Source organism: Helicobacter himalayensis, from assembly GCF_001602095.1.
In the GTDB taxonomy this organism is placed as follows: domain Bacteria; phylum Campylobacterota; class Campylobacteria; order Campylobacterales; family Helicobacteraceae; genus Helicobacter_F; species Helicobacter_F himalayensis.
The window spans coordinates 726,844-739,378 of record NZ_CP014991.1 but is presented as its reverse complement, the minus strand read 5'-3'; the positions used below and the strand labels follow the sequence as shown (position 1 = coordinate 739,378).

The window sequence follows — 12,535 nt, the reverse complement described above, 5'->3', positions numbered from 1 at the left end:
ATTATTTTCCTAAGCAAAAGGTGCTAAAAAGCTTGTCAAGTAATTCAGAATGTTCAAATGGATGCGTAATCGCACTTAAATGTGCAATACATTCATTAATATGAAAAGAAAAAAGCTCTAGCTCGCTAGATTCTAACTTTTGACGTGCGAGCTCTAGCGCATTAAGTGCATTTTGCACGCATTCAAGCTGAAATTTTGAAGTGAGCAAAAAATCGCCATGATATTCTTGCGTAGCAAAAAAATTCTCCAAAACCTTAAAGATTTGCTGCGGATTAAGCTCGCTAAATTCCTGCATTTTGCCGCGTGTGGTGGAAATAGAAAGTGGCTTTTTACAAAGCGCATAAGGAGTGAGCAAAAAATCCTCAATAAATAAAAAATCCTTAGAATCTAGCGCGCAGGGCATATCGGCTTTGTTTAATACAAGCAAAATATGCGCGTTATTTGGATTATCCCTTAACAAATCAAAAAGCGCGAAATCTTCAGAATCTAGCGCACGCGCACTATCAAAAAGCGCAAGAATAAGATTTGCCTGCTTAAGAGATTTTTTCGCACGCTCAATGCCAATACGCTCAACCAAATCATCACAATCGCGAATGCCCGCTGTGTCAATCAAACGCACGATATTGCCCGCTATATGCAAGCCTTCTTCAATGCTATCGCGCGTAGTGCCAGCAATAGGCGAAGTGATAGCGCGCTCATACGCTAAAAGCGCGTTAAGCAGCGAGCTTTTACCGACATTTGGCTTCCCAACAATGCAGATTCTAAAACCCTCAATCATACCTTGTCTATGTAGAGAATCTTCATACAAAACGCGTAATTTATACGCGAGATTCTCTAGCTTTTGATGCATTATGTTGTTTGTGTCAGAATCCATTTCCTCGCTGTAATCGATATTTGCCTCGCTATAAGCTAGAAGTTCGATGAGCTTATCCCTGCACTCATACACGAAATTACTAAGCTCGCCTTTTAATTGTCGTAGCAAAATTGCATTTACGCCAACAGATTGAGAGTTAATCAATCCTGCCACAGCCTGCACTTGCGCTAAATCAAGGCGTCCATTTAAAAATGCCCTTTTGCTAAATTCCCCAGCAGTTGCGCCCTTAGCACCAAGTGCGAGTAAAGAATCCACCACTGCGCGCGCAATCACCGCCCCGCCGTGGCAGTGAATCTCGCAAATATCCTCCCCGCTATAACTATGCGGAGCTTTGAAATACAACAAAATCGCTTCATCAAGCATTGTGCCCTTATTATCATATATCACACTTAATGTGGCACGACGTGGAGTGAGGGATTTACGCCTGCTAAGAGTAAGGGTAAAATCTAGGGCTTTTTCCCCGCTTAAGCGCACGATACAAATCGCTCCAACACCAAGAGGCGTGGAAATCCCAACAATTGTTGGGAGTGGTGTGGGGGTGGATTTAGAAGCGTCTAAAGTCATTAATGATGATGTATTTTTCGCCATTTTCATTCAAGCGAAAAGAGACATATTTTTGTGGAAAAGTTTCTCGGAGTTTGCTTAGCGCGATGTAGGCGAGGATTCCATCAAGAGGCTTTGTTTGAGCTTTTGCATTTTCATTAACCATTTTAATCACGCCTTGCAAGTAGGAGTTCATCATTTGCTCTTGATTTGCGAGAAATTCCGCGACTTCAAGGCGAATAGTAAAATCATATTTTGGATTAATCCAATTAAACAGCAGATACAAAAGTGCCTTGTAGCGATATCCCTTTTCCCCGATAAGAAGCGCGCAGTCCGCACCATCGATTTTGATAAAAAGAAGGTTATTTTCTAAAAGCTTCACTTCCAAAAAGTCTAAATCAAAAGGCAAGCAGGCTAAAAGCTCCCTTAAATCAGATTCTATCTCCTTGAGAATCTGCTCTTTGGCTTGTGGATTAAAACTCTGTGTATGGGGTTTTGAGCTGTAAGGCTTTGGTGTTTTGGGATTAGATTCTGTTGTGCTATATTCTGTGGTATAAGGGACGGATTTGTAGGTCCTTTTAGATTCTTTGTTGAAGCTTGTAAATTCAAGGCTTTTTGAACCCCAAATCCATTCATCATTTGAATCTTGATTGGAATCGAAATCTTGGCAAGATACTCCATTTGCTTCAAAAGATTCTTGTGGCTCTTGTTTTGCAAAGTCTTTGTGTGAAAATTCTTTTTTTGCCTGTCGTTCAAATGGCTTAGATTCTATGTTGGTATGTAAATTTTGAGGTTTTTTATTATCTTGTTTAAAATCTACAATATCTTTTTTGGAATCTACAATAATAATCGCGTCCTTGCGCCCGATTCCTAGAAAGCCAGCACTGGGATTTTGAGCGACCTCATATTCTAAATCCACAACCGAACACCTAAATTCTTCTGATGCCTTAAGCAAGGCTTCTTGAATAGTTCTTGCAGCAATTTTCTTCATAAAAATCCTTTATTTTTTCTCGTGTTTTGCAACTTTTTGCCTTTCGTGTGCAATGATTTCTTGCTCTTTTTTGCGCTTTAGGAGGAAATTGATAAAAAGTTGCTGAAGGATTGAGAAGAGATTATTTATTGTCCAATACAACACAAGCCCCGCCGGGAATGGGAAAACAATAAAAAACACCATAAAAAACCACGGCAACATTTTGAATATTTTTTCCTGCATTGGATCATTAAAATTTGAAGGAGTGAGACGTTGGGAAACATACATACTAAGCCCCATAAGCACAGGCAACACAAAATAAGGATCAATGGCTGAAAGGTCATCAATCCACAAAATCCACTCGGAATTTTTCAATTCAATAGCATTATAAAGCACGCGATAAATCGCAAAAAACACCGGAATCTGCAAAAGCAGCGGCAGACAGCCACCGAGCGGATTTGCGCCGTGTTTTTTATAAAGCTCCATCATATGTATCTGCATTTTTTGCGGGTCGCCTTTGTAGCGCGTTTGTATCTCTTTCATCTTAGGCGCAATATCTTTGAGCTTTTGCATTGACACCATACCTTTGAAAGTTAGTGGGAAAAGTAAGATTCTCACTACCAAAGTAAGCAAAACAATCGCCCAGCCCCAATTCCCGCAAAAATCATGCAAATAGCTTAGTAGCCAAAATACAGGGCGCGCAAAGAAAGTGATAATGCCATATTCAACCACATCAGTTAGCACGGGATTAATAGCATTTAAAGTCTTATGATCCTTTGGTCCGATATAGCCCTCAAACTGCACACTTCCACCTTTGACATACACAAAAGGCTGCGGATTGCCCGCGTAATCGCCATTCAAACGCACATAAAAGCTTTCCTCTTTTGGAAAAAGCAAGCTTGTGTAATATCTATCCACGCTTGCTACAAAGAGGCTTTGCGCGAAGTCTAATCGTTTCTTGCTATCCTTATCTTCGATTTTTTCAATCGTGCCTTCACTTGTTTTTAGTAGCACACCTCTAAATGCGTATGTATCATTATCTCCGCTTGGGCGCATACCATTGCTTAAAAAGTAGCTAAGATTTGGATTGCTTAAATTTATCTCAATATCATAGGTAAGATTTGGGTGAAAAGTGAGCTTTTTTGCAACCTGCACTTCGCCTAAATTTTGCGTAAAAACAAGCGCTTGCGAGCCATCTTCCAACGTTGTATTTGATTGCAAAATATAAGGTGTGTTGCGCGTCTTTTTATCAAGCTCTTGATCGCTAAAACGCAATTCCAGCGGTTTTAGCTCAATATCACCAAAAAGCGCAAGCTTATCAATATGTGCTTTTTGCGAGCTTTTCAGTCCGATGAATTTGCCAAGAATACTAAAAAGGCTCTCTTGCTCATCGTGGGTGAATTTTTTATCCTTGAGATACACTTGCGCGATTCGTCCTAGCGCGTCAATTTCTACCTCAAAGCTCTCATTCCCAAAAGTTGCAATAAGCGAGCTTCTTAACGGTGTGTTTTGAGCAGAATCTAGTATGTTTTGATTTGCATCAAGCGCGCTTGCATTTGGCGTTTGAGGATCGCTTAGCGCATTTAATACTAGGTCTTTTTGCGTGCTTGTGTTTGCTGGAGCTTGCGTTTGAGGTTTTTGCGGGAAAAGATAACTATAAAGCGCAAAAAATGCAATGCTTATAGCAATGATAAGCAAAATGCGCCCAAGTCCGGTATTGTCGTTGTTATGTTGGTTAGGATTAGGATAGTGCATCGAAATAAAACCTCTTTAGAGTGATTTAATAATGTAAAACAAACTTTTTTGTGTTTGGTTTAAGCGCAAAATTGTAGCCAAAAATGGGGGATTTTGATAGGGGAGAAGCCAATATTTTGGCGTTTTTTGCGGGAAATATTGCGGAAATTTTACATTTATATGCAGCTTTAAAATTGGATAATCAATCCCACCACAATGAAGCGGATTGCAAGAAAAGATTCTAAAAACAATGCGTGGAAGCGCCTGAAATGGGGCATTAAAATCTAACATCCATAGCGCATAATTTGAACAGCTCGGATAGAATTTGCACTTCCTGCCTAAAATCAGCGAAAAAGTTTTTTGATACAAAATAACAAGGATTTTTAACGCGTGTGAAAAAATCTTACAAAGCAGCGTAAGGTTTGCGCATGCATCCAAATAGATTTTAAAAAAGATTCTAAAAGCGCGCATTTAATTGAGTGCTTTTAAGCACAGCGCACGAAATTCGCTAAATTCTAACTGCGCCATTTCTGCCTTTGGCACAAACACTGCGATATAATCCCTAAACGCCTCATCACGGAATATCGCGCGCATTTGGCGTTTGTAGCGATTGCGCTTTGGAGCGTTGCCGACTTTGCGCGCCACACTTAGCCCCAAATACGCCTGCGCGCCACGCGAAAGGATAGCATTAAGTTGCCACAAGGACTTTTTATTTGGGGTTTTAAGTTTTTGAGTAAGCGTGTCAATATTGCAGAGATAGAGTAAAAAATACGGCGTGCTAAAGCGCCGCGCATTCTTATACACAAGGTTAAATTCTCGCGTATTTTTAAGAGAATCTATTTTCAAAGCTTGCAAAAGCCTCACTAAAGAGAGTTGGCGAGTAGTTATACGCTTAGTCTCTTCCTGCCTTTTGCTCTACGTGCGTTAAGCACTCTGCGACCATTTTTTGTTTTCATTCTAGCGCGAAAACCATGTGTGCGCTTGCGTGGAGTGTTGTGTGGTTGGTATGTTCGTTTCATAAAATAGCCTTTTTTACAAAATTAAAGTCCGCGATTTTTCCATAAAATTACTTAAAAAAAGGTTAGTGTTGGCTAAATTCTTGGCTTAATTCTAAAATCTGTTGGAGATTCTTATCTGCTTTTGTCAAAACGCGAAATTCCACGCGCCGCGATTTTGTGTCATCTTCTAGCGGACGCGCAAAGCTTAGCCCATTTGCACGCAAAACCTTAATAAGCCATTCTTTTTGTGCGTTAATGCTTGATTGATTAAAACAATATTTTAGCACTTCAAAAGCGCGTGCTTGGGAAAGTTCAGCGTTTCCCAAATAGCGAGATTCTAACGTGGTGGCACTCGCCCAATTGCTTGAAGTATGCCCTTCAATGCGGATTTCCTCGATATTGTCTTTGTATTTTGGCAAAGAGAGAATCCGTACATAGCGCGGAAAAAAATCATCTAAAATATCCTTAAACCTCTGCTTAACTTCCTTAGCTCCCGCATCAAAAAGCACCTCTGGCTCGCGGAATCTAATGGTATTGTCAGTATCAATTTGTGCGTCCCAGCGCACTAAATCCTTAGAAAATTCTTTTTGTAACTCCAAATAAAGTTCGGCTTGCAAATCTGAATAATCCTGCGCAATCGCGCTCATTTTGGCGTTTATCTCGCTGTATCGGCGATTTTGTATTTCAAGATTCTCTTTTGCCTTGTTTGAAATAAGCATAAATGAAATCATAATAAGCAAAAAAATCATCATAATGCCCGCCATCATATCCGCGATACTTATCCAATAATTCCCCTGCTTTTGCTCTTTCAACCTACTGCCTTTTATTTGAAAAAATCACAAGATTCTAGCGCCTTGCGCCGATAAGGTCTTTTATGCGCTCCAAAAACCACTCATAATTTTTCCAAAAATTATCCACACTTACACTCATCGCCTCATCGAGATTTTTTAGAGAATTTTCAAGCTGGCTTGAAAGTGTGGCGCTCCCCTCAATGCTGTTTTTTAAAGAATCTTGCATATTTAAAAATAGTTCTTGGGTTTGCTTAGCATTTTGTGTAAGGTAGGTTTGTGTGCTAAGCATTTGGGAAAGCATATGTTCTTGAAATTCCTTAAATTCTAAGAGAATCTGCTCGCTTGTGCTTTTTGGCGCGCTTAAGGATTCTTTGGTAAGCTTTTGCAAGACCTTGAGATATTCTAGCGCTAGGGCTTTGATGTATTTGCTAAGTTTTTCTTGTTCTTTTTGCAAGGCGTTTTTAGAATCTGTGGCGAGAGTTTCAAACACGCTACTTTGCGAGCTTAAGAGCTTACTTGTTTGAGCTGTGAGATTTTGTGCGAGTGTATCAAAGCTTTGCGAAAGAATTTTGGTTATTTGCTCGTGATTATTTTTAAAATACGCATTTAGCACGCGCATTTCATCAAGATTTTGCAAATGAATAGTATGTGCCTTATTGCTAGCTTCATCTTGCTTGAGAAGGAGCGTCTGGATTTGAGAAAAAAGAGAATCTAAACTCTGCTTTGCATTGTCTGCTAAAATCTTGAAGCTCTTTGTAGATTCTGCACTTAGCGCATTAAAGCCCTCTTTTAAGCTCTGTAAAGAATCCGCGTTAGTTTGTTGCAAGTACTGCATATTTGTCGCAAGCATATCTTTGCTAAAGCTCTTAAAATTGTGCATACTTTCTTTTGCTAGATTTAAAAGCGCATCTGTGTGTCCTTGCATATTCTTATCAATCTTAGCAAAGTGAATCTCCGCGCTTTGGGCAACATTTTGCGCACTTAGCTTGAAGTTTTCCTCTAAAGTCTGCCTGATTTGCAGAATCTGCGCGCTTAAACTTTGATTAAACCTTGTGATATTTTGGCTTAATTGCGCACCCTCGTTTTTTGCATTAATGAAAAAATCCTGCAAGGTGTTAAGACATACAAATGAGCTTTCTTTCAACCCTGCTATTTGCTCTAAATGCGCGTGAAGCTTTTGATTTTGTATTTCAAAAGATTCTAAAAGTTTGAGATTATTTGCATAAAATTCCTGCACTTGCGCATTTTGCTCGGTGATGATATGCAGGGATTTTTGCGTATTTTGCACAGCTAACTGACTTTTTTGCAAGGCTTTTTGCGTGTCTTTTAAAAGGCTTTGCGTATCATAAATAAATTCTTTATACTCCTCCTGCCACACAAGAAGCTTGCCTACAGCGCTATTTAGCTCTTTGAAATTTTCACCAAACTGATTTTGCAAATTTGCATTAAAATCTTTTATAACATTTTCAAGTGCGGAAATAAGCTCTTTCGACGCGCCTTTAGCAAGCTCGGAAGTGGCTTTTTGCAATGAATGCGCGATTTCTTGGAAGCGCGATTCTATCATCGCGTGGTTGCGCTCAAAAAGCGCGTGCAAAGATTCTGAAGTGGGGAGCTTTTCTAACGTTGGCAAAAAACGCAAATTTTCTAAAAAACTCACTTGTTGCGCGATATAACTAAGATTGCTTTCCTCATCACTTTTTATATGCTTTCTTTTTTGCAAGACTGAAAGCACAATCGCCTCGCCCATTCCTAAAATCGAGGTGTAAAATGCGGTTTTTAAGCCATCTAAGAGCAGCGGCACGGAAGATTCTAAATGCAGAGTATCAAAAGAAAAAAGCCCTACAAAAATCCCCACAAATGTCCCCAGCACGCCAGAACTCATAATAATAGACTTGAAATCTTTGTGTGTTGGCGTGTCAAAGCTTTTGTAATCCCACACGAAAAGTGCGAACATAAAGATAGTAAAAAGCGCGTTTATGACAAGAATTGATATTTGCATAAAATGTCCTACTCGTGGGCTTTTTGCATAATCACATAAATATCACTTAACCCAAAGGCTTGTAAAGTCGTGGAAAGCTCTAAGAAAAATTCTAGCTCGCTTGCTTTATCGCCTTGAATGATGATTTGCGTGTCTTTTGGAAGGCGTGAAAGCTCATTTTTAAGAGATTCTAGGCTGATTTGAGAATCTTCAAAATAGTAATTGCCCTCTTTGTCGATGGTGATAATTTTTTCTTTGCTCTCACCTGAAGTCGCACCCTGCTTTTGCTCCTCTAATGTCGGGATTTCCACTTGAATCTTAGAATGCTGCACAAAGCTCGCGCTCACAAGCACGATGACAAGCAACACAAGCATAATATCAATAAATGGAATAAGATTTAGAGAATCTATTTTTTTCATACAACCCTTTCAAATGTCGTATTTTGCGCGTGTATTTGGCGCAGATGGCGGAATATGGGCAATATCCCATTGTGTGAGCAAAATCTCTGTTTTTCGCAAAAGATGATTGTAACACACGATAGAGGGAATCGCCACAATAAGCCCACTAGCGGTAGCTTTAAGCGCTAAAGAAAGCCCTAACATAATGCTTTGCGTGTCAATAAGCGTGTTATTGCCAATTTCCACAAAAGTCACCATAATGCCAAAAACCGTCCCAAGAAGCCCGATATAAGGTGCATTTGAACCAATGGTCGCAATGAGTGTAAGGCGCTTGTGTAAATCTAGCTCAAGCAGCCTTTTATCTTTGTAATCCTCCACGCGCACTTTTTTAAAAAACCAAAATCGCTCAATCGCCACGCCCACAGCCACAATGCTCAAAAAGAGTAAAAAGCCTAACACACCGTAATCAACAGCTTCTTTCATCGCTAAAATACCTTCTTGCCTTTAAACTTAACCGCGCAATTCTACACTTTTTGTATTCATAAAATCTTAAAACACATATTTTTTATTTTTCTAAAAATAAGTTTTAGCTAATGAGCACGATAAGTTCCCTAAGCGCATTTGGGCGAAAAGCGACTTTTGAAGGAAGTAGAGAATCTGCGTTTAAAAGCGTGTGGGCAAGTTCGCTAGATTCTATAATAACGGCATTTTGCACGCAAGAAAATAGTGCTTGCTGATTGAAAATATGCTTGCCTGAAATAAGCTTTGTTTGGAAAAACGCCGGCTCAAGCGGATTATGCCCACCAACTTTTGCAAATGCACCGCCTAAAATCACAATATCACTAATCGCATACGCGTTTATAAGCTCGCCTAATTTATCAAGCACGATAATATTTTTACTAAAAGCAATCGCGCTTTGCTCCTCACCATGCGCATTTGCGTGACGCAAGAGGTCGCTTAAGCGCTCAAAGGTAAGGTTATTTTTTTGCAGGATTTGGCACACTTCAACAAAACGCTCGGGATGACGCGGAGCAAGCAAAAGCAAAGAATCTGGCTTAAGTTTTTGGAATTGTAAAAAAGCGCGTAAAATAAGCTCTTCTTCACCCCTGTGCGTGCTTGCGCCAAGCACTACAAGTTTATTTGGCTTTTTATACGCGACACTTACCTTTGGGGGATTTAGCATTTTTAGATTCCCAAAAACGCTGACATTACGCGCACCAAGAGATTCTAGGCGTTTTTTGTCTTTTTGACTTTGAGCCAAAATCACATCAATGAGTCTAAAAATCTGCCCATAAAAGTGCTTAAAGCGCGTGTAGCTCGCAAAAGATTTATCAGAAATGCGCGCATTTAAGAGAAAGGTTTTTGCGCCATTTTTTTTAACGATAAAAAAAAGCATACGCCAAAGCTCGGCTTCCGTCACCACAAGGCTTTTAAGCTCGCTAAGATATTTGTTCCAAAGGGGCAAAAAAATCTCAAAAGGCAAAAATTTCACCTCCACGCGCTTTGAATGCAAAGAACCAAAAAGCCTTATAGCCTCGTTAAATCCGGTGTGTGTGATAGTGGAAATAAGAAACTTTGAGTTAGGCGAGCTTGCTAAAAGTGCGTTGATGATGGGTTCTAAAGATTTGATTTCACCAAAAGAGCAGGCGTGAAACCAAAAATGTGGCTTAAATCTAAGCCCAAGATTTAGACCAAAAAAGCGATGTGGCAATGATGCTTTATGCTTTGCGCGCAGGGTGAAAAGCGCTAAGAGCGGCAAACAAAGAATATACACAAAAAGGCACGCAAGATAATAACCAAGCGGAAAGCGCATAAGAATCCTTTTAAAATTAAAGTCGTTGGTTTAAAAATATGCGCAGATTCTAACAAAAAATAAATTAAAATGCGCCCTTGAGTTCGCGCACTTACACCGCCTTAAATCTACGCAATCTCGCGGCATTTGTCACCACGCTAATAGAGCTCAAACTCATCGCAAACGCGCAAAACATAGGATTCAGAAAAATCCCAAAAGGGGACAACACACCACATGCGATGGGGATAAAAAGCGCATTGTAGCCAAACGCCCAAAAAAGATTTTGCTTAATGTTGGTAATTGTAGCGCGCGCGAGATTATAGGCATTTAAAATCGCCTTTGCATTTTGATTGTATAGCAAAATATCCGCACAATTTTGGGCAATATCATTTCCGCTCGCATACGCAAGGCTCACATTTGCGCTTTTCAGCGCGGCAGCGTCATTCACGCCATCACCCACAAACGCTACAAACGCATTTTTTTTGTAGTCATTCACAACCTTAAGCTTATCCTGTGGCTTTGCTTGAAAAATCACTTCGCTAATGCCACTTTTTTGCGCGATATATTGCGCACTCGCCTCCCTATCGCCTGTAAGCATAGTTTGCTTAATGCCTTTTTTGCTAAATTCCTGCAACATAAATGCGCAATCTTGACGCAACAAATCCTCCAAATACAGCGCACCTAAGACTTTTTGAGAATCTGCAAGATAAATTATTAGCTTAGAGTTGTGTGCGCCTTCTTTTAAGGTGTCTTTCACAAAGGGCGATTCTGCGAGTGTGCCTAAGGATTCTAAACTTCCCAACATATAATCTTTCCCATTAATCACGCCTTTAATGCCAAAGCCTGTGATACTTTGAAAATCCATTACTTTTGGAATCTCTGCAAGCGCGCTTTGCGGGAGGGTGGATTGAATATACGCAGTGATTGTTTTTGCGATAATATGCGCGCTGTGCTGCTCTAGTGTGAAAATTAAAGAGAGAAATTCTTGTTCTGAAAGCTTAGATTGTGCGGGATTTAGCACGATTTTCTCCACACTTAACCCGCTTGTGAGCGTGCCGGTTTTGTCAAAAATTAAATGTGTAATCTGGGACAACGCCTGCAAAGAAGCTGAAGTCTTAAAAAACACGCCCATTTTATTTGCCACAGCCCTTGCGTGCAAAAATGCCATCGGCGTGGCAAGTCCAAGTGCGCAAGGACAAGAGATGACGAGGACAGAGACAAACACATCAAGTGCAAGCTCAAAATCCTGCATAAAATACCAAAAAATCCCCGCCACAAAAGCAATACAAATGACAATAGGCACAAAGATTCCAGCAACTTTATCGGCTAAGATTCCAAGTGGGGCTTTGACTTCGTTTGCTTGCTGGATAAGGCTAATAATTTGGCTTAGCAAGGTATCTCTGCCAACTTTTTGTGCGCGCAAGACAAAGCTACCCTCAATATTAATACTTCCAGATTCTATCAAATCCCCACTCTTCACCACCACAGGCAAACTCTCGCCATTAATGCTTGAAGTATCAATGCTACTCTGCCCATCAACCACCACACCATCAAGCATCACCACATCACCGGGCAAAATGCGTATCTCATCGCCAACTTTTACGTATTCAAGCGACATTTCCTCCCATTGCGTGCTACTTTTTCGCACTTGCACTTTTTTTTGATACAACTCCAAAAGAGCTGAAGCGCTTTGCTTTGCAGAATTTTTAGCGTTAGATTCTATAAACTTTCCAATCATTATAAAACACAAAATCACGCACACACTTTCAAAATATAAATGTATATGCGCATTATGAGCAAAAATCTCCCAACTACCTTTGAGGCTATAAAGAAATGCCGCACTTGTGCCAAGTGCAACAAGAGAATCCATTGTCGGAATGCCTTTGAACAGCGCTTTGAAACCTTTAAAATAAAACGCACGCCCAAAGTGCATCACACATAAGCTTGCAATAAGCATTAAAGCGCAATCAATTTTTGGCGAAAAAATATGCCCAGCAAACATTGCATTAAAGGAAAGCACCAACACAAAAAGCGTAAAAATAATGCTTAAGATAAGGCGCAATTTTGGTGGCAAAAGCTTAGAATCTAGCGCATTAAAGCGTGCAATCGCGCGTAAAAATACATTTTGCGATGAAAAATCTATCGCGCCATTTTGCCCCACATTTTGCACATCATCTTGCGTGTTGTGAGCGGGATTTTGCAGACTTGGGGTATAGCCTAGCTTTGTGATAAAAGTAAAAATTTCTTCCAAACTAATTTGCTTTTCATCGTAGAGAATCTGCGCTTGTTGCGTGAGGAGATTGACTTGTATTTTTTGACAATATGGCTTGCGTGAAAGTGCGCGCTCAATCCCAGAGCTACACGCCGAACAACTCATACCATCGATATAAAAACTTGCTTGTTTCATATTTTTAAAAACTCCCTATGTTTGTTAGTGTGGGAGTTTAATATTTCTTT

The 12,535-nt window shown here is 40.0% G+C and carries 12 protein-coding genes; all 12 read right to left on the bottom strand.

Translation table 11 applies throughout. From position 1 onward, the window contains the following. Window position 1 precedes the first annotated feature (1 nt). On the bottom strand, window positions 2-1,462 hold the full coding sequence (gene mnmE / locus A3217_RS03650) for a tRNA uridine-5-carboxymethylaminomethyl(34) synthesis GTPase MnmE (RefSeq protein ID WP_066388082.1): 1,461 nt from the start codon (window positions 1,460-1,462) through the stop codon (window positions 2-4). Further along, window positions 1,419-2,408 (bottom strand): Jag N-terminal domain-containing protein, encoded by a 990-nt coding sequence (locus tag A3217_RS03645; RefSeq protein ID WP_066388073.1) that lies wholly within the window; start codon window positions 2,406-2,408, stop codon window positions 1,419-1,421. The genes mnmE and A3217_RS03645 overlap by 44 nt, the downstream gene beginning before the upstream one ends. A 9-nt stretch (window positions 2,409-2,417) precedes the next feature. Then, window positions 2,418-4,142: a membrane protein insertase YidC gene (gene yidC / locus A3217_RS03640; RefSeq protein WP_066388066.1), complete on the bottom strand. Its 1,725-nt coding sequence runs from the start codon at window positions 4,140-4,142 to the stop codon at window positions 2,418-2,420. 15 nt (window positions 4,143-4,157) lie between these two features. After that, entirely contained in the window at window positions 4,158-4,592 is a 435-nt protein-coding gene (gene yidD / locus A3217_RS03635) for a membrane protein insertion efficiency factor YidD (protein WP_066388065.1), read from the bottom strand. Next, window positions 4,593-4,976: a ribonuclease P protein component gene (gene rnpA / locus A3217_RS03630; protein WP_231860275.1), complete on the bottom strand. Its 384-nt coding sequence runs from the start codon at window positions 4,974-4,976 to the stop codon at window positions 4,593-4,595. A gap of 29 nt (window positions 4,977-5,005) precedes the next feature. After that, complete coding sequence (gene rpmH / locus A3217_RS08765) at window positions 5,006-5,140, bottom strand: 50S ribosomal protein L34 (protein ID WP_082807863.1); 135 nt, start codon at window positions 5,138-5,140, stop codon at window positions 5,006-5,008. 62 nt (window positions 5,141-5,202) lie between these two features. After that, complete coding sequence (locus A3217_RS03625) at window positions 5,203-5,868, bottom strand: OmpA family protein (protein WP_082807957.1); 666 nt, start codon at window positions 5,866-5,868, stop codon at window positions 5,203-5,205. A gap of 97 nt (window positions 5,869-5,965) precedes the next feature. After that, window positions 5,966-7,909 carry a hypothetical protein gene (locus A3217_RS03620; protein ID WP_066388063.1) on the bottom strand — a complete coding sequence of 648 codons (1,944 nt, stop codon included), beginning with the start codon at window positions 7,907-7,909 and terminating at the stop codon, window positions 5,966-5,968. 8 nt (window positions 7,910-7,917) lie between these two features. After that, window positions 7,918-8,307: a biopolymer transporter ExbD gene (locus tag A3217_RS03615; RefSeq protein ID WP_066388061.1), complete on the bottom strand. Its 390-nt coding sequence runs from the start codon at window positions 8,305-8,307 to the stop codon at window positions 7,918-7,920. 9 nt (window positions 8,308-8,316) lie between these two features. Beyond that, window positions 8,317-8,769, bottom strand: a complete 453-nt coding sequence (gene exbB / locus A3217_RS03610; protein WP_066388060.1) for a TonB-system energizer ExbB — start codon at window positions 8,767-8,769, stop codon at window positions 8,317-8,319. Window positions 8,770-8,872: 103 nt separating this feature from the next. Next, window positions 8,873-10,099, bottom strand: a complete 1,227-nt coding sequence (waaA, locus tag A3217_RS03605; protein ID WP_066388058.1) for a lipid IV(A) 3-deoxy-D-manno-octulosonic acid transferase — start codon at window positions 10,097-10,099, stop codon at window positions 8,873-8,875. Window positions 10,100-10,190: 91 nt separating this feature from the next. After that, entirely contained in the window at window positions 10,191-12,485 is a 2,295-nt protein-coding gene (locus A3217_RS03600; protein ID WP_066388056.1) for a heavy metal translocating P-type ATPase, read from the bottom strand. Between the last annotated feature and the right edge of the window lie 50 nt (window positions 12,486-12,535).